Source organism: Pseudoalteromonas sp. J2K-J979, assembly GCF_058169715.2.
Genome location: NZ_CM200281.1, coordinates 1,210,646 through 1,234,019, shown reverse-complemented (window position 1 = coordinate 1,234,019; position 23,374 = coordinate 1,210,646). Strand labels below are relative to the sequence as shown.

The following is a 23,374-nucleotide window of genomic DNA, read 5'->3' as shown; positions in this document are numbered from 1 at the left end:
TTAATATTAATGTACTGAGTGTTAAAATATCATCCGCTATGTCTAGAAACTGTCCCTAACGTAAATTGAAACACCACTTAATTAAATTTGATTGATGCTGTGCAACCCGCATTCATATTGCTGGTCAAAGAGAAGTGCCATTGATACTTGTTGCAGATGTCATTTACTATTTTAAGGCCAACGTTAAACCCATCGTAATGCCTTGCTTGAGTATCAAGTCCGACTCCACTATCAATGACATTAATTTCACCATCAGAAGCAAAAACATTGATGGTTCCTCCTACGGTGCTATTGAGGGCGTTATGAACTAAATTACTCACTGCAGCCGATAATAATTGATGACAACATTCAAGTTCAAAAGGATGCAAGAGTGAGATCGTTACTTCGACGTTATTGGCTTCAATCAAAGCGTCGAATTTACTCACAACAGAATCTAAAAGTGTATGATCGACCCACACCTTATCTAGTTCAGTTTGCTCGCGAGCTAAAAATAAAAAAGTTTGCGTCAAGGATTCCATTTCATCGATAGATTGTTGCAATAGTCCAACTTGTTTCAGCACTTTTTTATCTGTAGATTTACGCAGTACACTCACACTGCCTTTAATCACTGTCATGGGAGTGCGCAGTTCATGGCTAATGTAACGCGTAAAAGATTTTTCTCTGTCGAAAGCAGCGGCTATTTTAGCTCGATACAGATTAACCGCAGCTTCCATTTTAATCATTTCATCCGACAGGTTTCCCTCGACTTTAACGGGTTCGAACTCTTCATCTTTGCTAAGTTGATTGGCTAGTTCCGAAATCGGTTTGCTGATCCGCCGAGCACTTTGCACGATATAGGCACCCGCAAACAGTAAAAGCACCATGCCCCCACCTAACACTGTGGTCATTAAAATAATGACTTCTTCGTCGTTTAATTCTATAGCCTCTATATTTTCAACTGCATATAACACGTTTTGATCAGCGCCATTATCAAATGTTTTTGCCAACACATTGTATTCGATACCCAAATCATCAAAGTGAAAGGTCGAACTTCCCACCCATTCTTTGGAGATTTGCGTTTGCAGTAAGGCAGGTAGCACAGTGTAGTCAGTATAAACGGTGAGTAATGAATCAATCTTGACTGATTTTGGCTCTCCACCTTGGTATTTTTCGAGATAATAGTTGCCGACAATAGTCAGTCGCTTCATGCTGTTATTGTCTTCTGTTTGCAAGGTACCAAAATAAAAAATCACAGCATAAAAGATGATGAGCAACACCGCACCCAACAAATAAGTCCGAATTAATATTCCAGCAATCGAATTATCATGTTTCATTTATGAGTTTGTAGCCTATTTTTGGCACCGTTTCGATCAGCTCCTTTGTATAGGGGCCATCTACTTTTTTGCGTAGTTGATAAATGTGCTTTCGCAATATGTCTTGATCAGGTAAGTCATCCTGCCACAACTGCATCTCAATCTCTTGCCGAGTCACTACATCAGGACAGCGCTCAATTAACAATTTAAGAATTTTAAAACTGGTGGGTGACAGTTTAATTTCATCTGCATTGCGCCAAACTTGATGCGAAGCAACATTCAGCTTTAAGTCACCATGTACAAGCACTGTTTTAAACCCGGTCCCGGCGTATCTTCGTGTTAAACTGTGGATCCTCGCTTCAAGTAACTCTAACTTAAACGGTTTGACGAGATAGTCATCAGTGCCGCTGTTAAAACCAAGCAACATATCCTCGTCAGTATCTCTTGCAGTCAGCATAATGATTGGCGTATTGACTCCTTCCTCTCGAAGTAATTTGCACACTTCAAGCCCATTAATTCCAGGTAACATTAAATCTAAAACAATGCAGTCGTAGTAATTTTTCCTAGCTCTCTCTAGGCCCGCCGTGCCTGTTGTGGCGTAATCAATATCGAATTCAGAGTCTTCAAAATAGTCGAAAATAACTTCTGCGATATTGTTAGAGTCTTCAACCAAAAGTACTTGCAATGCTTTGCTCCTAATTGCACATATAAAGTGAATTTTTTCTAACCACTTTGCTCTGCATACAGTGATCTTTTACCAGCATGACCACCTCGTCAAATTTTGTTGTATTAATCACGAGATAAAAAGAGTTGCGATCAGCCAACATTGCTTCAAGTTGCGTGATATCAGTTAGCCGTTTTGCTTGCCCTTGTGAATAAAATTGAGCGCTAAAAGGGCGATGATGCCAGTAATAGAGTGGAAGTTTTTCAAACTGAGTATTGTGATAGTCTAATAAGGTTTTTTCTGTTGAGAGGGTTATTTTTCCTGACGTCAACAAGGCGGTTAAGACACATAAAATTAAACAGGTGACAGCACCTGCACTAATCAAACGCTTAGACAATTTATGACTGACAACAATTAGCACAGCCATGGCACTAAACCCCGGCATCACATAAATGGGCAAAATATTTCCTGCAAAAGAGAATAAAACCATCGGAGCACACATCCAAGCCACTAGATAGGGCTCAATCGCTATCTCGCTTTGTTCCTTTATTGTGGGCTGAGTAAAACGATCTAAAACAGTTTTAATCACGAAAAAAGACCAAGGAAATGCACACATAAGCCAATAAATCCAAATAATTCCTCGCGGCCTATCATGGGCACTGCCATATAAATCCCCTTCCCAGCCCGAGACCAAAAAGCGCTGAATATGTTCACCCACTAAAAAATATTCAAGAAAACCTGGCGTCCTCATCTCTGCCCATGCATACCAAGGAATGACGAGCAACCAAAATAGCGGAAAACCAGTTTTCCAAGGCAATGAGGTGACAGCTTTAACAAATTGCTTTTTCCACAGGCTCCAAATCAAAAGCGCTATCACCACCAGAACAACAGCAACGGGCCCCTTGACCAGCATGCCCAAAGCGAGCGCTGCAAAAAACACATGACCATTAAGCTTGGTATTGTAATCGTTAAAACTTAGCCAAAAACTTGTCATGGCCAAGGTATAAGCCAACAATAATGAACTATCTGTCATCACCATGGCGATGGCCAGAATAAAACCCAATGTCGAAGCTAAAACAAATACACAGAGCAACGCTCGCTGCTTATCGGCCACTTGAGTCACAAAGCGATAGACGACGAAGGCGGTCATCAATCCCACCAAGAAGTGCGGTAATCGGGCAAAAAACTCACTGACACCGAAAAGAGAAAAACTCGCGGCACTTAACCAAGTATGAAAAGGTGGCTTGCCCCAAAATGGCACGCCATAATCAAATTGAGGGGTCACCCAATTCTGAGTTTCAAACATGATTCTAGCTATTTCGCCATACCTTGCTTCTGTCGTATCAAAAAGTGGATACATTCCTAGCGCAGCTAATCGCAGTACAAATAATGAAAGCAGTAGCACTAATGCTACTTTAACAAGTGTCGCGGCATTCGCTAGGTTTTGCTGAGGCTGTTTACCCATGCTTTTGCTGCTCCTTAAGCGCTTGTTGTTTGCTTTCAATATCCATCACTAAATAGCAGGGACGACCTTTGACCTCAGTAAAAATACGGCCAATGTATTCTCCGCACACACCTATGGCAATTAATTGTGCTCCCCCCAAAAACAGATGGACCAACATCAAAGATGGATAGCCCGGCACGATTTCACCCAACCAGACTGTTTTTATAACCACCCATAATGCGTAAACAAACGCAGAGATCGACACCACCACTCCGGCCCACACAGAGAGCCTTAAAGGCTTAACACTAAATGCCGTAATACCTGATAGGGCTAATCCTAATAATTGAGTAAACGACCACTTTGTTGTGCCCGCTTCTCTTTGCGGCCTAGAAAATTCAATCGTTGTTTGCTTATAACCTGGCCATGACAAAATTCCTTTCATGTATCTGTTTTTTTCTGGGAGCTGTTTGATCCTGTCAACCACACGACGACTCAGTAACCGAAAATCGCCCACATTTCTTTGAATTGGAATATCTGCTAACTGATCAAGTAATGTGTAATAGGTCTTAGCAGACCATTTCTTAAACCAAGTTTCACCTTGGCGATCGATTCGCTTCATATTGACTACATCAAACCCCTTGCGCCACTGTGCAATCATTTGTGGAATGAGCTCCGGGGGATCTTGCAAATCAGCGTCCAGCAATGTCACCGTTTGGCCCTTACAGTGTTCAATGCCGGCAGTCATAGCGGCTTCTTTCCCAAAATTACGGCTCAGGTTAAGGCATTCGACCGCTGCGCAATGTGACGAAAGCGACAACATCACGTTCCAACTATCGTCAGTACTGCCATCATTGACATAAATAATTTCAAATCGTTCGTGAGAGATTGTACTGAGCACTTGCGTCAGACGATGATGAAAAGTGTCTAGCACTTCTTCTTCGTTGTAAACAGGAACAATGACACTTAATAACACGTCTTTTTTATGGGGTGAGTTGTCCGCAATGAGCTGCATTTGTAACCTCTCTAAATTAATTGCAGCAAGGTTACAGTGAGCCGCGTCTACGAAATGTCTACACAAAATAAACGCGTATTTTTATGACTTTTTAGCGCGGTGAAGAAAGCAGTCTAAGGTTAGTGAAAAGCCTAAGCAACCAGAATAATGGCGATTCAGATTTTATAGATTTAGCTCAGCTGGAAAATTTAAGAGATTAATAATAAAAGAAAGAAGGTTTTAAGAAAGCTAGTAATTTAAAAAATGGGTGGCAGCCTTACCAGCCACATCCCGGCACACAAATCACACGCTGTGGCTGCTCCCTTCCGGGCCTGACCAAGTTCACCTGCTATTGTTGCGAGAGGACCAATAAGACCACCATAGTGGGTCTTGTTAGACGCGGGGCAGATTATCGCTATTTTATCTGCCCAGCACAAGGGGTAATTAACAATTCGCGTTTAACTGCACAGTTATTGTTCACCTTGCGGTTGCTCTGGTAACTCTTGCTTAATACGTTTAAGTGCCGCTTTGAGTTTTTTCAGGTTTTTAGGTCCCATACGCAACAGCTGTTTTTGTGCTGCTGGTAATTGCTCCCACTCTGAATAGGCAAATTTATAGGTTACTGATTGAGCAATTAAAGGCACATTACCAGTTACAACGGGTGTTGTTAGGATAACATCTATAGCTTCACGCATCGTGCCTGTGAATGGCTTATCGGGATAACCGATTTCTTGGTAGGCTTCATCAAACAATACACTATATTGCTGATAAAGGGCTATCGCTTGTTTGGGTGGGATTTGGGTAAATAAATCAACATAAGCATCATAACGCTGATAACTTTGCGGGGAAATCGTCAGAATATCTTCTTCAACGGCCGTAAATGGCTCTATGGGTTTTATAAATGGCGTATGTTTTTGCGCTAATTTCCCTTGTGCAAGATTATCGACAAACACAACGACACGACGAATAATGTCATCATTTACAATCAGGTCCAGTAGTTGTGGCGTATAATATTTAGTGAGCGTTTGTTTAACAACCACATCACTTTCATCGAGTGGAGGAATGACTATCGCTGGCATAGGAACGTTTACAGGTTCAGGCTCAGCAGCTGGCTGTGCATCAACTGAAGTGATTTTAGGTAAAGAAATAGCTTCTGCTTCAGTTTCTGTTTTCTGGTTTATTACGTTAATTGGTGGAGCTTGCGCCTCGACAGGTTTAGCGATAACTTGTGCTGATTGAGCAGATTGCTCCTGCATACTAAAATAAAGATTAAAACTTGCAAAAATCAGCACAGCTAAAACTGCAACTAAGGCTAAACTATACAGGGTACGTTTTGTTTTTGCTGCTGGGTTATTTTCTGACATCATGTACTCACAAGAAAAGTAATTTCTTTTTAATTCAATATCTTCTAAATTAAAAACTATAAGAGTGATATTCAACTATAACTATGTATAAAAATCAAACACACACAGCTAGCCAACATACAGCATTGCTGTTAACCGGGGGTGGTGCTCGCGCAGCTTATCAAGTTGGTGTTTTAAAAGCTATAGCGAGTACGCTACCGCGCAACTCCCCATTACCGTTTAAGATTATTAATGGTACGTCTGCGGGAGCAATTAATGCGACAGCCCTATCGTGCTACGCCTCATGTTTTCATCTTGGCGTAAAAAAATTAGAGTGGGTATGGCGTAATTTTAGCACTAATCAAGTTTACCATACTGACTTTATAACCGTTTTTGGCCATATTATTGGTAATATGTTATCAAGCTTTCAATCTGATTATATTAATCATCCGCCTGCCAGCTTATTTGATAACGAACCCCTTCGAGGCTTGTTAAAGCATGTGCTCGATTTACAACGAATTGATCGAAACATCAGTTTAGGACATTTAAAAGCTCTATCGATTACTGCATCGAGTTATTCTAGCGGTGATTCCGTGGCCTTTTTTCAGGCCAATGACATCATCCCTTGGCAACGTGCTAAACGCCGGGGAGAAAATACCACCATTAATATTGAACATTTAATGGCATCGAGTGCAATTCCGATGGTGTTCCCAAGTATAAAAATACGCAAAGGGTATTTTGGAGATGGTTCAATCCACCAACATGCGCCATTAAGCCCACCCATTCACTTGGGCGCAGATAAAATTTTCATCATAGGTGTGGATCAACCCAGTGATAATAAATACTTTGGTTTTCAGCCTCAATACCCTGGCATATCAACCATTGCGGGACACCTACTTGATACTATCTTTTCTGATACTTTACGTGCCGATATTGAGCGCTTAGAACGTGTCAACCGAACTGTATCTCTTCTACCTGCTAGAGAAAAACATCAAGAGCTTAAACGCGTCGAAACTTATGTAATTAATCCATCTGAAAACTTCAACGCAATCGCAAATCAACATTATCAAGATATGCCATTTGCGATCAAAACCTTGTTACGTATGATAGGGGTTAAAAAACATTCAGAATCTAGCTTGGTGAGTTATTTGCTCTTTGAAAAAGCTTATACACGGCATTTAATTGATATCGGCTTTAAAGATGGATTAGCCAAACAAGAAGAAATAAAGCATTTTTTATCATTACCTTAAAGGAGTGACCAGCAAAGGAAGTTCTTAACCACCTTCAAGCAGATACCGCTCAATACGTTCAACTTGACGTGGTTTTCCTCGGATAATTAGAATATCTTGGGCTATTAATACGGTATCTGCAGTCGGGTTTTCTATTTCAGTATCATCACGGCGTAGCCCCATTACTTCAACACGACGTTTTTCAATATTGAGCTCACCTAAAGATTTATTTACGGCAAATGCATCATCAGTAATAGCGATTGCATGCATATACTCTAACCGGCCTATAGCTTGTGCACTTAAGTCGGTATTTTCACCGGGAAAATAACCATGCAAAATTCCGTATCTGTTTTTTCTTTCTTGTTGCACTCGCCTTAGGATCCGCATCACTGGCACACCAGACATAAAGAGTACATGGGAAACTAACATTAAGCTTGCCTCTAATGATTCAGGCACCACCTCAGTCACTCCCGCCTCTTTAAGTTCAGTCAAGTGCTGATCATCTCGCATCCTAACCAATATTTTGACATCATCGGATAATTGCCTAACGACACTGACAATACTCATTGCTTTGTTAAAGTCAGCAAAGGTAATAATGACTAGGCGACTTTTTGACACTTTTGCAGCTTTTAAGATCTCTTTTTGCCGTACGTGACCAAATTGCACGTTTTCACCCGCAGCTTGTGCCTCTCGCACTCTGATCGGATCAATATCTAAAGCAATATAAGGGATGGCTTCTGTTTTTAAAAAACGTGCTACTGTTTGACCAACTCGGCCAAAGCCACAAATCACAACATGATTGGTTAAACTCGATGAAAAAGTTGGGGCTGCGTTACGCTTATCAGTTGAGGTCGTTCCTCGAGATAACTTTTTAGCTAGCGTTTGATTATGGTCGATTAAATAGGGTGTCAATGCCATCGAGAGTACCCCGATTGAAATTAACAGCGACGCATATGAAGATTCAATTAATTGATGCTGCAACGCCAATGCAATTAACACAAAACCAAACTCACCCATTTGACAAAGCATGATACCAGCTGACCATGCATCCTTAGCAGTCTCTCCCATTGCGTGAGCCACTTGTTTAATCAACAAGGCTTTAACTAAAATTAAACCAACTACAGCCAAGACTATCCAATAGGCATTATAAACAACGTATGTCATATCAAGTTGCATACCCACAGTGACAAAAAATAGCCCCATCAAAATATCGCGAAAAGGCCGTATATCAGCCTCTAACTGATGCCGATACTGGCTTTCTCCGAGCATAATACCCGCTAAAAAAGCGCCTAATGCCATTGATAAACCAAATACATGTGTCAAGCCCGCTGCAAATAACGTGACAAGTAAAGTCGTGAGTACAAATAACTCATCTGTACGCAGCTGTGCAACCTCATTAAACAGTCTTGGTAGTAACCACTTACCTACAGCCCATAATAGAGCACATACAAATGCGCCTTTTGTTAATGCAAGCGCTAGAGCCAGCAGCAAGTTATTCTCAGCACCGCCTCCGAGTAACGGAATCGCAATTAATAAAGGAACCACTGCGATATCTTGAAACAATAGAATTCCAATAGCGAGCTGTCCTCGCCGAGTATGGAGCTCCCCTGATTCACTCAATTGTTTCACCACAATCGCAGTCGATGAAAGTGCTAATAACGTCCCGATACTAAACGCTGTCGGAAAGTGCGCGCTATAAAGCAATACAATTACTATGATCACACCTGAAGTGATCAGCATTTGTGCGGTACCAATGCCAAATACGATATGGCGCATCGCCATTAATTTAGGAATTGAAAACTCTAGCCCTAAGCTAAATAATAAAAATACAATCCCAAATTCAGCGACTAAATGAATCTCTTGATAATCGGTGATCCAACCTAGCGCGTGAGGACCAGCTAATACTCCCGCACTTAAATAGGCTAAAATAGGTGGAAGATTGAGCCGTTTGAACAGCCACACTAACACGACTGCAATAGCTAATAGGCTAAATATCTCGCTGAAAATCCCTTGCAATTGTTCCACCTCGTGATTCAGTTTTCATTCACTGCTGCTTATGTAAGGTGTGATTACTGGCTTTAGATGCCAAACCCCAAAACATGTGTCCACCTGTTCGTGGTTGCGCTAAGAATTTGACACTCAACACAACGGTACGCATTAAATATAGCAAGCAATTGTTTTAATTCTAGTTTCAAAATTTGGTATCAATTTTGCTTAATTTAGGTCAGAAATAATGTTGTAAGGACTTAATTGTGGAAAATGTACATGTATTAACACAACGAGCTTCAAGCCGAGGTGATTTTTTGCCTCTTTCGGCCGATCTTTACCGCCCTAATACAATAGAGCAAGCACACAATTTAGTGTCGCAATTGCAAAAAACATTAGAGCTAAACAAAATTATTAATATTTTTTCGATAGAAGCTGCAAAAGTGCTGCCTGTTTTAAGCCTACAATTCCACTGCACCGAAGGTGTCGTCGAGATGTCAGGTTCAAAACGTAAAGGACAAACCGTGGCATTTGAACTTGAGGTCGATGAAGAGCGCTTAGGTCAATTAATTTATTTTACCAAGCAGCCAATAACCGCATTAATTAAAGAGCAACTCCAGAAGCTGCACACTGTACTCGTTTACCCATTGCGTAATGCTTTATTATTCCATCGTGTAAAAAAACTAGCGACTAAAGACGCACTGACAGGACTAGGCAATCGAAGTCACTTCGATGATAGCTTAAATCGTAAACTAGAACGGACACGTCGCCATCACCGCAGCTTTGGATTAATGCTGCTTGATTTAGACAACTTTAAAGCCGTAAACGATAAACATGGCCATCAAGTGGGCGACCAAGTATTACGACGTTTCTCAGATCTTTTAGGCTTTAGTGTGCGAGGCACAGATACAATTTTCCGATTTGGAGGAGATGAGTTTGCAATTTTAGTTGATGATGATAATAAGTCAGTCTCAACCATTTTAGCAAAACGCATTCAAGGTGCTGTACACAAAGATTTATTACTCAGTCAGCACAAAGTGACAACCAGCATCGGGTTTACCCTTGCACAAACTAAAGATGATAACACGCAGATTTTTGATCGTGCTGATACCGCTTTATACAAAGCCAAAAATAATGGCCGAGATTGCAGCTTCGCAATTTAGGTCAACATCACCATTATTTCCAATAAAAAGAGCCTAAGCGGCTCTTTTTTGATATTGCCCGACAAGCACCAGAATCATTGAAAGTGCACAAAAATAGCCAGTAACCAGCTCAGCTAAAGCCAAAAAGCTAGGTAATTGAGCTAAAATAATCAACACCAAAGGGCAAAGTAAAGCGAAGATAAAAAAAATCCCGCCTTTACCTCGCCAATATAAAATTAACATCGCTGCACACAATGCGCCTGCAGCACCACTTAACAACAACAGAGTTGCCGTTAAGCCTTGCGTAAATTGAATGACGCCCAGCATGACTAAGGTCAATAAACAACCGATATGAGCCTGTGCAATAATTGACTGACCCACTTGAGCAGAACTTTTCATTTTCTAATTACTCTTAATATCATCAATAATCCACTTGCCACCCTCGAATGATTGATGAGCTTCACTGATAAAATAACCGACGATTTGAACTAACTCTTGATTGTAAAAAATAAGCGGCACTCTTGTGCGCTGCCAACTAGGTACTTTGACATCTTTTAACCAATGTTTGACTGTATTGCGCCCAGGTTTATTTGTTGGTTTAATCAAGGCTTTCATGTTGGCAAACTGAACGCTGACCACTTCATGTTGTAGTGCAGCTCTAACACCTATGCCATTCACCCATTTTAACAACCGCCCATCGGCTAAGTCGAGTTGTTCTCCCAAAAGGCACTGATTTTCAAGCTCAACGTCTGGTCGAACTAAATACAATTTCTGATTATAGCGACGGAGCGAACCGTGGCTTAACTGAATGGTCAAACTCGCATCTGCTTTAGTACTCGACAACTGAGAAAAAACTTGCTCGGTGATCGCTTTAGAGGGCATCAGAAAGCCATGCTGATTGAGCCAAAAACGAAACACATTACGTTGACGAGTCTCACTTAGATTGAATAACTCGTTTATATTTACTTCTTGGCCCTCAACCACACTTGCAAAATCCAAAGCCGCAATTTCATCGATCAATTGCTGCTGCTCTGATAATAATTGTGCACTGCGGGCAACGCAGTTATCAAAGCCAATAAAACGTTGATTTAACAAAGGCAAAACCTGATGACGTAAAAAATTACGATCAAAGGTCACATCGGCATTTGATTCATCTTCGATATGTTGCAACGCAAACTGCGCGCAAAACGCTTCAATATCTTTACGGCTGGTATGCAATAATGGTCGAATTAACCGCCGCCCATCGACAAAAGGTGTATCCATCGCCATCGCCGATAACCCAGCTAAGCCAGAGCCTCTTTTCAAATTCAAAAGAAACGTTTCGACCTGATCATCTTGATGTTGCCCCAGTAAAATGATGCTACCAGCTTTCGTTTGTGCTTCAAATGCACGATAACGATGCTCACGAGCTACAGCTTCAAGAGACTGACGGTTTTTAGGGTTTATATGAACCTGTCGACACGAAAAAGGGACATTCAACCGTGAACAAAGCGTCTCACAAAACTGTTGCCAGTCCATAGCATGTTCACTTAAACCATGGTTTACATGTAAGGCTTTGAGTGACAGTTGAGGAAGTTGCTCACGACATGCTGCGGCAATATGAAGCAGAACAACAGAATCAACCCCGCCTGATAACCCAACCGTGACTTGGCCCGATACATGACGCAGCTGGTTGAATACAGTTTGATACAATAAATGAGAGTGCATACAAAAAAGCCGCTTAACGCGGCCCTTTTAACTTAACAGTAACCAAAGGACATCAGTCTTTGATAACGCTGATCAAGCATTTCTTCTGTACTGAGCTCTTGCAGCTCAGCTAAATCACGCTTAATTTGTGCTTTGAGAGATTTCGCAATCGCATCATAGTTGCGATGAGCGCCACCTAATGGTTCTTCAACAATCGAGTTAATTAAATCAAGTTCTTTAACACGTTGCGCTGTCACACCCATTGCTTCAGCAGCTAGTGGGGCTTTATCAGCACTTTTCCACAAAATCGATGCACAGCCTTCAGGTGAAATAACCGAGTACGTGCTGTATTGCAACATATTCACACGATCACCCACACCAATCGCTAGCGCACCACCCGAACCACCTTCACCAATCACAGTGCAAATTGTGGGCACTTTTAACGATGCCATCACTTTTAAATTACGTGCAATCGCTTCACTTTGACCACGTTCTTCCGCACCGACTCCAGGATAAGCACCTGGGGTATCGATAAACGTGATAATTGGCATGTTAAAACGTTCAGCCATTTCCATCAAACGCAAGGCCTTGCGATAGCCTTCAGGCTTTGGCATACCAAAATTACGCTTTATTTTTTCAGCTGTATCTCGGCCTTTTTGCTGACCAATCACCATGACTGGTTGCCCATCTAAGCGCGCAATACCACCTAAAATAGCGGGATCATTGGCATAAGTGCGATCACCCGCCAGTTCATCAAACTCAGTAAAAATACGGTTGATATAATCGCGGGTATAAGGGCGTAACGGATGACGTGCAAGTTGTGATACTTGCCAAGCGCCTAAACCTGAGAAGATTTTTTCAGTCAGTTCAACGCTTTTTTCTTTCAAGCGATTAACTTCTTCTTCAAGGCCTAGATCTAATGATCCCGTACGACCCACATTTTTCAGTTCTTCAATTTTCGCTTCTAGTTCTGCAACTGGAAGCTCAAAGTCCAGATAATTGAGACTCATGCTCTAAACTACCTAATTAATTAGTTAAATTCTAAATCGATACGCTGCGCTACCAAGCGAGAAAGATTCGCAAGCAAATCATCACTTGGTGTCACACACCACTCTGTTCCTAACGATAACTCTGCAGCTATATCAGGTCGTTCGTATAATACTTTTACTGGGCATGTACCATATTTATACGGTTCAAGAACGTTTTGCAACTTTTCAAAGAAGTTAGCATCAACATCTTGCATCTTTACTTTCATTATTATGCTACGAATGCGCTTTTCTCGCACAGATTCGATGGTCGACACATCCCGAGCGGTCATTGTAATACCACCAGAGAAGTTATCAAAGCTGACCTGTCCTGATATTACCAATATATTGTTGTTTTGCAGCAATTCTTGGTAGGTTTCAAACTGTTCGGGGAAAAAACGCACATCCATTCGCGCACTTTTATCATCTAAAGTAATCAATCCCCATCGTTTTCCTTTTTTATTAATTAATACTCGGGTGCTGATCACCAGTCCTGCAACAGTCGCCATAACATCTCGCTCTGTTGGCTGCACATCAATCAAACGACCAGCAGTATAATGTTTTAACTCTTTACGATACTGATTGATCGGATGACCCGTGAGATATAAGCCTAATGTTTCTCGCTCTCCTTCTAACCATTCCTTGTCAGTATAATAAGGCGCGCGAATAAATTCTTGCTGCACATCATCGGACTCTGCGGCCAACAAACCAAATAAGTCAGACTGGCCAATAGCTTCTGCTTTATGGTGTTGCTCAGCAGATTTCATTGCATCTTTTAGACTAGCAATTAATATCGAGCGTGCACCCTGCTTATTATCAGGCCCTAAACTATCAAGTGCGCCAGCCATTATCAACTTTTCAGCCACACGACGGTTAACCCGCTTTAGATCAACCCGAGCACAAAAATCGAATAAGTCTTTAAATTGACCACCTCGCTGTTTTGCTTCTAAAATAGCTTCAACAGGCGCCTCACCGACCCCTTTAATCGCCCCAATACCATAGACAATCGCACCGTCAAGATTCACGGCAAATTTGTATTCACCAAAATTTACATCCGGTGGTAAGAGGGTCAACTTCATGTTTTCACATTCATCAACCAGGGTAACGATTTTATCAGTATTATCCATATCAGCGGACATAACCGCAGCCATAAACTCTGCTGGATAATGAGTCTTCATCCAAAGTGTTTGATACGACACTAATGCATAGGCTGCTGAGTGAGATTTATTAAATCCATAACCAGCAAATTTTTCTACCAAGTCAAAAATTTTCATTGATAATGGCCCGTCTACACCATTTTCAATCGATCCGGTTTCAAAGGTTGAACGCTGTTTTGCCATTTCTTCTGGCTTTTTCTTACCCATCGCACGACGAAGTAAGTCTGCCCCACCTAAGCTATAGCCAGCCAAAACCTGAGCTATTTGCATAACTTGTTCTTGGTAAAGGATGATCCCATAGGTCGGCTCTAAAATAGGCGCTAAGCTTTCATGCTGATATTGTGCATCTGGGTATGAGACTTCCTCGCGACCGTGCTTACGATCGATAAAGTTATCTACCATGCCTGATTGCAATGGACCTGGCCGAAACAGGGCAACCAGTGCAATCATATCTTCAAAGCAGTCGGGTTTTAAACGTCGAACTAAGTCCTTCATACCGCGAGATTCGAGCTGGAATACTGCCGTGGTCTCGGCCCGAAGTAATAATTCAAAGCTTTTTGGATCATCAAGGGGAATTAAGGCAATATCGATGTGTTCTTTCTGTTCTCGATCAAGGCGAGCGTTCGCCATATCGACTGCCCACTGCAAAATCGTCAGGGTACGTAACCCCAAAAAGTCAAACTTAACTAAACCCGCTGTCTCAACATCATTTTTATCAAATTGGGTAACTGGAAATTTACCTTCATCATCACAATATAGCGCAGCAAAATCCGTGATCGTGGTTGGAGAGATAACCACCCCTCCCGCATGCTTACCCGCATTTCGTGTACAGCCTTCTAAGATCCGACATTTATCAATCAGTTCTTTTACTTCATCATCGCTTTCATACACTTCAGGCAGACGAGGTTCGACTTCGAATGCTTTTTCGAGCGTCATACCAGGATCGCCCGGCACTAATTTCGAAATCCGGTCAACAAAACCATAAGGGTGACCGAGCACTCGTCCAACATCACGAATTACGGCTTTAGCGGCCATGGTGCCAAAGGTAATAATCTGAGAGACCGCATCTCGACCATAAAGTGCCGATACATGATCAATCACTTCGTCCCGGCGATCCATGCAAAAGTCGATATCGAAATCGGGCATTGAAACCCGCTCAGGGTTCAAGAAACGTTCGAAAAGTAAATCAAACTGCAACGGATCAAGATCGGTAATTTTAAGTGCATAAGCAACCAATGAACCCGCACCCGACCCACGCCCAGGTCCAACAGGAATATTGTTATCTTTACTCCATTGGATAAACTCCATTACGATCAAGAAGTACCCAGGAAACCCCATTTGGTTAATTACGTCGAGTTCTATTTTAAGACGCTCGTCATACTCTATACGCTGGTCAACCCGCTTAAGCGGATCGGGGAATAAAATTTGCAGCCGCTCTTCTAAGCCATCTTCAGATACTTTGACCAAAAAGTCTTCGATGCTTAAATTGCCAGTTGGGTAATCAGGTAAGAAATACGTCCCCAACTGAATCGTGACATTACACCGCTTTGCTATTTCAACACTGTTAGCTAACGCTTCAGGAATATCACTGAAAATTTCCTGCATTTGCGCTTCGGTCTTGAAATATTGTTGCCGAGAGAAACGCTTAGGTCGACGACTGTCGTCTAAGGTATAACCGTCATGGATGGCCACCCTAATTTCATGAGGTTCAAAGTCATCAGGTGAAAGAAAAACGACTTCATTAGTTGCGACCACAGGAATGCCAGTAGCATAAGAATGCGCTACTGCTTTGTGAAGATATTCTTCTTCGAGCGCTCGTTCTGTCCTTACGAGCTCTAAAAAATAATGATCTGCAAAATGTTGCTGGTAAAAAGCACTGACACTATCAATCAGTCCTTGGTTGCCTTTAAGCAGTGCTTTGCCCAGATCACCATCTTTTGCGCCAGAAAGCAAAATGAGGCCTTCTTTTAATTCAGCTAACCACTGCCTATCGACCATTGGACGATGCATTAGGTGACCACGTTGGTACGCTTTAGAAATTAATAAGGTGAGATTTTTATAACCTTGATTATTTTTTGCCAACACTGTCATACGACAGACTTCATCATCAAACTCAGGACTACGTAGCCAGATATCAGCAGCGACGATGGGCTTTATCCCTTCACCATGGGTTGCACCATAAAAACGCACTAACCCACATAAGTTCATTTGATCTGAAATAGCAAGGGCTGGCATTGCAAGCTCTGCAGCTTTAGCCACTATTTTTTTTGTTTTTGCTAATCCATCGACCATGGAAAAGTCACTGTGAACCCTTAAATGAACAAAACTCGGCTGTGGCATGGTGTCCTCATTCCTAATAACTCGGCAAAAATCGTCTCTCGATTCGATTTCTTATTTTGCTAATATTGCACTGACAGGTTTAAAGCTTTTACGATGGTAAGGGGTCACGCCATGTTCAGCAAGTGCCGTTAAATGAGCTTTAGTTGGATAGCCTTTATGCCCAGCAAAACCATATTGGGGGTATTGAGTATCTAAGGCTATCATCTCTGCATCTCTGGCGACTTTCGCCAAAATAGACGCCGCACTGATTTGCTCAACTAAACTATCTCCCTTTACCACAGCTTGGGCTGGTACTGATAAATTAGGTAAGCGGTTGCCATCGACAAAGACAAACTCTGCAGGAATACTTAAACCTTCAACAGCCCGTTTCATGGCTAACATTGTTGCATGAAGAATGTTAAGTTCATCAATTTCGGCAACACTGGCACGGGCAATACAAAAGCACAGTGCTTTTTCTTTTATTTCAATTGCTAGTGCTTGGCGTTTTTTTTCTGTTAATTTTTTAGAGTCAGCTAAACCGATTATCGGCTTAGCTGGGTCTAAAATCACCGCAGCTGTCACTACATCACCCACTAGCGGACCTCGGCCAACTTCATCAACGCCTGCTATCAATTTAAAATCTGGGTAATCAATTTGCATGAATTAACTCCAATACAGCTAGCGCGGCCTTTTCGCTGGCATTTCGACGTATTGCTTGGTGAATGTCGGTAAATTGCTGGATCAATAACTTATTATCACTCGTCAGCAAAGGATATAAAGCCTGTTCCAGTGCTTGCGGGTGGCAATCATTTTGCAATAACTCAGTTACTAAAGGCGCATCAGCAAGCAAATTTGGTAATGAAAAATACTTAATCGTAAATTTAAAAAAGGTATTATAAACCCAGTAAGACATCGGTTTTAACTTATAACCAACAACCATAGGTTTTTTATACAACATGGTTTCAAGTGTCGCAGTCCCAGAGGCTAATAACACCGCATTGGCACTTTTAATTGCGACATCAGCCTGACCATCAAGTAGAAAAAGCGCTAAATTTGGGGCTGTTTTAGTGGCAATTTGTTGGAATTGCTGTTTTCGAGCTTGATTGACTAACGGAACCACCACCTTCAAGTTTGGGATTTTCTCAGCCAACAAATTAGCCGCTTGTAAATAACATTCGCTAAGCAATCCAACTTCTGAACTGCGGCTACCTGGTAACAATGCTAAAACAGTATCTTGATCACTAAGTGATAATTGAGCACGAGCTGCCTGCTGATCGTGTTCAATGGCTATGTCGTCGGCCAGTGTATGACCGACAAATCGACAAGGCACATCATGTTCATCATAAAAAGCTTTTTCAAAAGGCAATAAAGAGAGCACCAAATTAGTAGCGGCAGCTATTTTAAAAATACGCTTTGGTCGCCATGCCCACACTGAAGGGCTGACGTATTGAACGGTGGTGATCCCTGCATTTTTAAGTGCCAGCTCGACACGTAAATTAAAATCTGGAGCATCGATACCAATGAAAACATCAGGCGGATTATCGATAAAATGCTGGATAATTTGCTTTTTGATACTCAACAATCGAGGTAAACGGCCTAACACCTCAAACAAGCCCATTACAGCGAGCTCTTCCATATCGAAGATACTCTGGCAACCTAATGCTTTCATTTTGGGGCCAGCAATCCCTTCAAAAGTAACATTTGGGTGTTTTTCTTGGATAGCCGCTATGAAGCCTGCACCTAAAATATCGCCGGAGTGTTCCCCGGCGATAATTCCTACTCTAAGTGGTTTACCCATACTTATCGTAAGATCCCACGCTCAGACTTACTAACGAAATCGATCATGGTTTGTACAGAAGCAAATTTTTGTGCATCATCAGCCATTTCTGCTAATGCTTGTTCTAAAGATAACGATTTGCGATACAACGTTTTATAAGCTCTGCGTGTAGCCATGACTTCGTCAGGAGAAAAACCTCGGCGTTTCATCCCTTCTGTATTTATAGCGACGGGACCTGCCGGAGTGCCGATTGTGGTCACAAAAGGCGGAACATCTTTATTAACACCTGAGTACATGCCTACAAAAGCGTGATCGCCGACTTTACAAAACTGATGTACACCAGAGTTACCCGCTAAAATGACCCAATCACCGATATGAACATGTCCAGCAACACTGGCATTATTTGCAAAAATGACGTTGCTACCAATCATGGCATCATGCGCCACATGGGTATACGCCATAAATAAATTATTACTGCCTATTTGCGTTAACCCTTGATCTTGAATCGTACCACGGTGGATTGTGGCACATTCACGGATGACATTATTGTCACCAATAACTAAGCGGGTTGGCTCATTATTGTATTTTTTGTCTTGGCATCCTTCACCTACAGAGGCAAATTGGAAGATATGATTGCCCGAACCAATCACGGATGGGCCTTTAATTACTACATGCGATTCAATGATATTGTTATCACCGATCACCACATCATTGCCAATATAAGTCCAAGGACCTATTGAAACATTTTCACCAATTTGAGCACCAGGCTCGATTATCGCAGACGGATGGATCACTATTAAAACTCTCTTCTTGCACACATTAATTCAGCAGAACACACCACTTTTCCGTCAACCTTTGCTTCGCCATAAAACTTCCAGATATTACGACGCTCTTTCACAAATTCAACATGAAGGTGCATTGTATCACCAGGATAAACAGGTTGTTTAAAACGTGCATTATCAATGGCTGCGAACAAGTATAGTTCATTCTCACTGGTATTTTCTGCAGTCTTAAAACCAAGTAAGCCAGTGGCTTGGGCCAGCGCTTCTAAAATTAACACACCAGGAAAAATTGGTTGATTTGGAAAGTGGCCAGTAAAAATCGGCTCATTGATTGATACATTTTTTATTGCATGCAATGACTTACCGACTTCATAGTCTAATACTCGATCGACTAACAGCATTGGATAGCGATGGGGTAATAACTTGGTGATCTCTTGAATATCAAAGCTGTTTAATTCATTAGCCAAAACGCTGATCCTTTCTATTATTTATTGTCAATGAGAGACGCTAACTGCGACTCTAACTGTTTAATTTTTTGATTCATATCGCCAATATGACGAAATTGAGCTATTTGTTTGCGCCACTCTTTATTATTCGCATGCGGTAAGCCAGAGGAATAAACCCCTGGTTCAGAGATTGACTTTGTAACCATCGTCATGCCAGTAAAAATAACCCCATCACACACTTCAATGTGACCGTTAATGCCACACAACCCTGCGATTTGGCAATATTTACCAATCGTCGTACTACCCGCAATGACACTGCATGCTGCAATGGCAGTGCCTTCACCGATAATTACATTATGAGCGAGGTGAACCATATTATCGATAATGACATTTGAGTGAATTTCAGTATTTTCAATCGCTCCACGGTCGATTGCCGTATTTGCGCCTATTTCAACTTTGTCACCAATGATCACCGAGCCAACCTGAGGAATTTTGACCCATTGGCCTTGCTCGTTAGCGAAACCAAACCCATCAGACCCGATGACCGCTCCTGAATGGAAAATACAGGAGTAACCTATCACCACATCATGGTAAATCGATACATTAGCCCAAAGCTTTGTTCCAGCTCCAACCTTAGCCCCGCGACCAATAAAACAGCCAGGACCAATTTCAACATTGTCTGCAATCTCAGCTCCATCTTCAATAACAACATTGGCTGCAATGGACGCTGAGGGACTGACGATAGCTGATTCAGAAATAACCGCTGAAGAATGCACTCCTTGGGCACAAGCTGGCGTAGTATCCATAAATTGCGCCAAACGCGCATAAGCGACGTATGGGTTTGCTACGACCACTTTATTGCCTGCGAAATATTCACAATCAGCTTCTGTTAAAATGACCGCATCAGCCTGAGTCACCTCGAGTTGCTTGCGGTACTTTTTCTGAGCTAAAAAGCTGATCTCACTTCGTGTGGCTTTATCTAAGCTAGCAATACGCGTTATCACGATATTGCCATCACCTATTAATTGGCCACCTAAGTGCTCAGCTATTTGTGCTAATGTATAACTTTGCATTATTTTAATTTACTAACTCTTTCGATAACTTTGTCTGATAAGTCTGGCACTTTCGCCGAATCGATATAGATAATGGTATCTTTACGCTTTACTTCATCAATTTTAGAAGCTTTAGCTTCTTGTTCAATCGCTTGCATAACAAGCGCTTGTACTTTGGCTAGCTCTTGGTTTTGACGCATTTTGATTTCTTGTTCAAGTGGACGTGCTTGATCTGCGAAATCTTGCTGCATTTTTTGAATCTTTTCTTTTAAAGCGTCTTGCTGCGCTTTGCTCATCGTTGCACTTTCACGTTGAAATTTTTCGGCCTCAAAACGGATATCACCTTGAAGCTTTTCAATCGCTTGACGACGATCAGCGAATTCAGTTTTTAAAGACTGCTCAACAGCGGCCATTTGCGGTAACTGGGTAAAAATTTGCTGCATATCAACTGTGGCTACTTTATGTGCGAAAGCAGCAGATGATGCCCCCATTAATAGGGTCGCTAAAATTGACATCGCTGTAGTTTTAATTGTTTTAGTCACAAAAATACTCCTTTAGAAAGTGTTTGCTATGTTGAAGCTAATGGTCTTAGTTTTATCGTCTTCTTCTTTTTGCAACGGATATGCAAAACTAATTAACATTGGCCCCATAGGTGAAATCCATTGAATTGATAAACCGGTTGAAACCCTAAAACGGCCCGCGTCCGAGTAATCAGCTAATTTAGCACGTTGATCAGGAGACAAATTCGAGAATTTATCTACATCAAATTCTGTATCCCATACGTTGGCGGCATCAACAAATAAACTCGTTCTCACTGAGCCACTGTTATCATCATCTAAAAACGGTGTCGGAACAATCATTTCCATACCCGCCATCGCTTTAGCGTTACCACCAATTCGTCCAGCTAATTGAATCTGGTCAAACTGTGGATCGCCGCCGATACCACCTGAAGAGCCATCACCACCCGGCGTACCTGGAAGTAGCTGCGGGCTACGTACAACCGCACGTGGTAAGATGGTATTGCGATCAAAGCCACGCAATTCTTGCTCTTGAATACGGAAGAACTCTTGAACAGGCAATACTTGGTCATAACCATTGGTCTCGCCATAACCATTACCATATCCTATTGCAGCACGCGATAAGAATGCCCATTTATGGTCATTACTAATTGGCCAATAGAATTTAGTATCAAAGTTCACTTTAAAATAAGTTAAATCTGAGTTAGGCGTAGTCGTTTTCAAGCTTAAGACTTGACGCGAACCGTCGGTCGGAAACAACCCTCGGTTACGGGTATCTCGCTGCCATGCTGCACTGAGTTCAAACTTAGTAAACTCGAAGCCTGCATCAGGATCTTCTGGGTCGAGAAACGTCTCACGCATGATACGGGTTTGTTCGTATTCTGATAGCTCAGACAGCGACTCTTCACTCCAAGTGATACCAAAATTCAGACGGTTATTAGCGTTGATTGGAAATCCAATGTTTGTGCCAACGCCATATGTTTTGCTTTTATAGTCAATCAATGAGAGTTTACTTGCATCATAATTGCGGTAAAAAATACTGCTACCATGACTGATACCATCTGGGGTGAAATACGGATCGGTATACGATAAGTTTATTTGCTCAGATCCTGCAGATGTATTGACGTTAAACGCAACCTGATTACCACTGCCTAAGAAGTTTGACTCACTGATACCAAAGTTAAACTGAATACCGTAGTAAGAACCATAGGCTAAACCTGCATTGAAACTACCCGCTGATTGTTCTTTAACAGTAAAATCAACATCAACCTGATCTTCAATGCCAGGAACTGGCGTGACATTAAAATCGACCGTTTCCATGTACATCAGACGCTGAATTTGAATTTTAGAACGCTCTAATGACTGGTTTGATAACCATGCACCTTCAAGCTGTGTCATTTCACGACGTACAACATGATCGGCTGTGTTCTCATTTCCTGATAAATTAATCCGGCGCACATAAATTCGCTTACCTGGATTAACTGATAAGGTCAGTTTGACCTCTTTGTTTTCTTCATCAACTTCAGGAATAGTGCGCACTTCAGCATTAGCATAACCAAAGCGAGCTAAGTAACTTTTAATAAACTCTTCTGATGAAGTCACCACTGAACCGTTATACAGCTCGCCTGCACGCAACGGTATAACTGCACGGATTAGCTCTTCTCGGTCGAGTAAATCACCAATGAAGTCAAACTCTTTAACCGTATATTGTTCACCCTCTGTCATATTGACAGTAACGTATACTGATTCTTTTTCAGGGCTAACAGATACTTGCGTCGAATCGATGCTAAATTTCAAATAACCACGGTCAAGGTAATAACTTCTAATTTTTTCTAAGTCACCTTGAATCGTTTGTTTTTGATATCGATCGTTGGCCATGAAATCCCACCAAGGTAAATCTTGTTGTGACTCCACTTGTAACATGAGTTCTTCATCAGAGAATAATTCATTTCCGACTAAGTTAATTTGACGAATTGAGGCAGCATCACCTTCTTTGAAGTTTAGTTTTAACTTCACACGATTACGTGGCAACTTAGTAATAGTGACATCAATGTCCGCATTGTATTTACCGATACCATGGAAAAATTCAATTAAACCTTTTTCAACACCATCAACAACAGTTCTATCAAGTGGCTCTCCAACCATGATATTTTGGCGTTGCAGCGATTCATTGAGCTGCTCATCTTTAATATCTTTATTGCCTTCAAACTCAATTGAGCTGATTGTTGGTCTTTCTTTTACTTTAAAGATGATTTTCTCACCATCTCGATACGCAGCAATATTGTCAAAGTGACCTGACTTATAAAGCGCTTTAATGGTTTTTGAAATGGTATAGTTATCGATATTATCGCCAATATTAATTGGGATATGAGTTAACGCAGCACCGAGTGCTACACGCTGAAGGCCTTCAACTTTTAAATCTTCTACGATAAAGGATTCTTGGCCACAGGCAAAAAAGCTCGCCCCTAATAAACCCGTTACAGCCAAATGTTTTTTTATAGCCATGTTATTATCTTATGTC

At 41.6% G+C, this 23,374-nt stretch carries 19 protein-coding genes and 1 other RNA gene; 2 read left to right on the top strand and 18 right to left on the bottom strand.

The window, feature by feature from the left end; translation table 11 throughout:
• Window positions 1–77: 77 nt before the first annotated feature.
• From AC3KVK_RS05765 to AC3KVK_RS05740, 6 genes are all read right to left on the bottom strand, one after another.
• Complete coding sequence (locus AC3KVK_RS05765) at window positions 78–1,313, bottom strand: sensor histidine kinase (RefSeq protein ID WP_490313103.1); 1,236 nt, start codon at window positions 1,311–1,313, stop codon at window positions 78–80.
• Entirely contained in the window at window positions 1,303–1,977 is a 675-nt protein-coding gene (locus AC3KVK_RS05760) for a response regulator transcription factor (protein ID WP_490313102.1), read from the bottom strand. Before AC3KVK_RS05760 ends, AC3KVK_RS05765 begins: the two co-directional genes overlap by 11 nt.
• A 10-nt stretch (window positions 1,978–1,987) precedes the next feature.
• The gene (locus AC3KVK_RS05755; protein ID WP_490313101.1) at window positions 1,988–3,421 is read right to left on the bottom strand and encodes an ArnT family glycosyltransferase; all 1,434 of its coding nucleotides are present in this window, start codon (window positions 3,419–3,421) and stop codon (window positions 1,988–1,990) included.
• Window positions 3,414–4,412: a glycosyltransferase family 2 protein gene (locus tag AC3KVK_RS05750; protein WP_490313100.1), complete on the bottom strand. Its 999-nt coding sequence runs from the start codon at window positions 4,410–4,412 to the stop codon at window positions 3,414–3,416. The genes AC3KVK_RS05755 and AC3KVK_RS05750 overlap by 8 nt, the downstream gene beginning before the upstream one ends.
• A 254-nt stretch (window positions 4,413–4,666) precedes the next feature.
• Window positions 4,667–4,763, bottom strand: an RNA gene (ffs, locus tag AC3KVK_RS05745) — signal recognition particle sRNA small type.
• Window positions 4,764–4,861: 98 nt separating this feature from the next.
• Window positions 4,862–5,758, bottom strand: coding sequence for a DUF3014 domain-containing protein (locus tag AC3KVK_RS05740; RefSeq protein ID WP_490313099.1), 897 nt, complete (start codon window positions 5,756–5,758; stop codon window positions 4,862–4,864).
• An 80-nt stretch (window positions 5,759–5,838) separates the two neighbouring features.
• Here AC3KVK_RS05740 and AC3KVK_RS05735 point away from each other — a divergent pair, with 80 nt between their 5' ends.
• Complete coding sequence (locus AC3KVK_RS05735) at window positions 5,839–6,984, top strand: patatin-like phospholipase family protein (RefSeq protein WP_490313098.1); 1,146 nt, start codon at window positions 5,839–5,841, stop codon at window positions 6,982–6,984.
• A 24-nt stretch (window positions 6,985–7,008) separates the two neighbouring features.
• Here AC3KVK_RS05735 and AC3KVK_RS05730 read toward each other — a convergent pair whose 3' ends face one another.
• Complete coding sequence (locus AC3KVK_RS05730; protein WP_490313115.1) at window positions 7,009–8,979, bottom strand: monovalent cation:proton antiporter family protein; 1,971 nt, start codon at window positions 8,977–8,979, stop codon at window positions 7,009–7,011.
• Between the two features lie 236 nt (window positions 8,980–9,215).
• Here AC3KVK_RS05730 and AC3KVK_RS05725 point away from each other — a divergent pair, with 236 nt between their 5' ends.
• Window positions 9,216–10,112 carry a GGDEF domain-containing protein gene (locus AC3KVK_RS05725; protein WP_490313097.1) on the top strand — a complete coding sequence of 299 codons (897 nt, stop codon included), beginning with the start codon at window positions 9,216–9,218 and terminating at the stop codon, window positions 10,110–10,112.
• A 33-nt stretch (window positions 10,113–10,145) separates the two neighbouring features.
• On the opposite strand, the gene AC3KVK_RS05720 is transcribed toward AC3KVK_RS05725, so the two are convergent.
• Genes AC3KVK_RS05720 through bamA form a run of 11 tightly spaced genes read right to left on the bottom strand, consistent with a single transcriptional unit; the run spans window position 10,146 to window position 23,358 of the window.
• Window positions 10,146–10,490, bottom strand: coding sequence for a hypothetical protein (locus tag AC3KVK_RS05720; RefSeq protein ID WP_490313096.1), 345 nt, complete (start codon window positions 10,488–10,490; stop codon window positions 10,146–10,148).
• A gap of 3 nt (window positions 10,491–10,493) precedes the next feature.
• Window positions 10,494–11,798, bottom strand: coding sequence for a tRNA lysidine(34) synthetase TilS (gene tilS / locus AC3KVK_RS05715; RefSeq protein WP_490313095.1), 1,305 nt, complete (start codon window positions 11,796–11,798; stop codon window positions 10,494–10,496).
• Between the two features lie 32 nt (window positions 11,799–11,830).
• Entirely contained in the window at window positions 11,831–12,787 is a 957-nt protein-coding gene (gene accA / locus AC3KVK_RS05710; protein ID WP_490313094.1) for an acetyl-CoA carboxylase carboxyl transferase subunit alpha, read from the bottom strand.
• 20 nt (window positions 12,788–12,807) lie between these two features.
• A complete protein-coding gene (gene dnaE / locus AC3KVK_RS05705; RefSeq protein ID WP_490313093.1) occupies window positions 12,808–16,299 on the bottom strand; it encodes a DNA polymerase III subunit alpha in 3,492 nt (1,163 codons plus the stop codon).
• Between the two features lie 51 nt (window positions 16,300–16,350).
• Window positions 16,351–16,938 (bottom strand): ribonuclease HII, encoded by a 588-nt coding sequence (rnhB, locus tag AC3KVK_RS05700; RefSeq protein WP_490313092.1) that lies wholly within the window; start codon window positions 16,936–16,938, stop codon window positions 16,351–16,353.
• On the bottom strand, window positions 16,928–18,076 hold the full coding sequence (gene lpxB / locus AC3KVK_RS05695; RefSeq protein ID WP_490313091.1) for a lipid-A-disaccharide synthase: 1,149 nt from the start codon (window positions 18,074–18,076) through the stop codon (window positions 16,928–16,930). The genes rnhB and lpxB overlap by 11 nt, the downstream gene beginning before the upstream one ends.
• A gap of 2 nt (window positions 18,077–18,078) precedes the next feature.
• A complete protein-coding gene (lpxA, locus tag AC3KVK_RS05690; protein ID WP_490313089.1) occupies window positions 18,079–18,849 on the bottom strand; it encodes an acyl-ACP--UDP-N-acetylglucosamine O-acyltransferase in 771 nt (256 codons plus the stop codon).
• A 2-nt stretch (window positions 18,850–18,851) separates the two neighbouring features.
• Window positions 18,852–19,304, bottom strand: a complete 453-nt coding sequence (fabZ, locus tag AC3KVK_RS05685; RefSeq protein WP_490313088.1) for a 3-hydroxyacyl-ACP dehydratase FabZ — start codon at window positions 19,302–19,304, stop codon at window positions 18,852–18,854.
• A 17-nt stretch (window positions 19,305–19,321) separates the two neighbouring features.
• Window positions 19,322–20,356, bottom strand: a complete 1,035-nt coding sequence (gene lpxD, locus AC3KVK_RS05680) for a UDP-3-O-(3-hydroxymyristoyl)glucosamine N-acyltransferase (RefSeq protein ID WP_490313087.1) — start codon at window positions 20,354–20,356, stop codon at window positions 19,322–19,324.
• The gene (locus AC3KVK_RS05675; protein WP_490313085.1) at window positions 20,356–20,877 is read right to left on the bottom strand and encodes an OmpH/Skp family outer membrane protein; all 522 of its coding nucleotides are present in this window, start codon (window positions 20,875–20,877) and stop codon (window positions 20,356–20,358) included. The genes lpxD and AC3KVK_RS05675 overlap by 1 nt, the downstream gene beginning before the upstream one ends.
• Window positions 20,878–20,889: 12 nt before the next feature.
• On the bottom strand, window positions 20,890–23,358 hold the full coding sequence (gene bamA, locus AC3KVK_RS05670; RefSeq protein WP_490313084.1) for an outer membrane protein assembly factor BamA: 2,469 nt from the start codon (window positions 23,356–23,358) through the stop codon (window positions 20,890–20,892).
• Window positions 23,359–23,374 lie beyond the last annotated feature (16 nt).

Coding starts and splice junctions, on each gene's coding strand:
- AC3KVK_RS05735 (WP_490313098.1), top strand. CDS start 5,839: ATGTATAAAAATCAAACACACACAGCTAGCCAACATACAGCATTGCTG.
- bamA (WP_490313084.1), bottom strand. CDS start 23,358: ATGGCTATAAAAAAACATTTGGCTGTAACGGGTTTATTAGGGGCGAGC.
- dnaE (WP_490313093.1), bottom strand. CDS start 16,299: ATGCCACAGCCGAGTTTTGTTCATTTAAGGGTTCACAGTGACTTTTCC.
- lpxD (WP_490313087.1), bottom strand. CDS start 20,356: ATGCAAAGTTATACATTAGCACAAATAGCTGAGCACTTAGGTGGCCAA.
- AC3KVK_RS05740 (WP_490313099.1), bottom strand. CDS start 5,758: ATGATGTCAGAAAATAACCCAGCAGCAAAAACAAAACGTACCCTGTAT.
- tilS (WP_490313095.1), bottom strand. CDS start 11,798: ATGCACTCTCATTTATTGTATCAAACTGTATTCAACCAGCTGCGTCAT.
- AC3KVK_RS05750 (WP_490313100.1), bottom strand. CDS start 4,412: ATGCAGCTCATTGCGGACAACTCACCCCATAAAAAAGACGTGTTATTA.
- AC3KVK_RS05720 (WP_490313096.1), bottom strand. CDS start 10,490: ATGAAAAGTTCTGCTCAAGTGGGTCAGTCAATTATTGCACAGGCTCAT.
- lpxB (WP_490313091.1), bottom strand. CDS start 18,076: ATGGGTAAACCACTTAGAGTAGGAATTATCGCCGGGGAACACTCCGGC.
- rnhB (WP_490313092.1), bottom strand. CDS start 16,938: ATGCAAATTGATTACCCAGATTTTAAATTGATAGCAGGCGTTGATGAA.
- AC3KVK_RS05755 (WP_490313101.1), bottom strand. CDS start 3,421: ATGGGTAAACAGCCTCAGCAAAACCTAGCGAATGCCGCGACACTTGTT.
- accA (WP_490313094.1), bottom strand. CDS start 12,787: ATGAGTCTCAATTATCTGGACTTTGAGCTTCCAGTTGCAGAACTAGAA.
- AC3KVK_RS05765 (WP_490313103.1), bottom strand. CDS start 1,313: ATGAAACATGATAATTCGATTGCTGGAATATTAATTCGGACTTATTTG.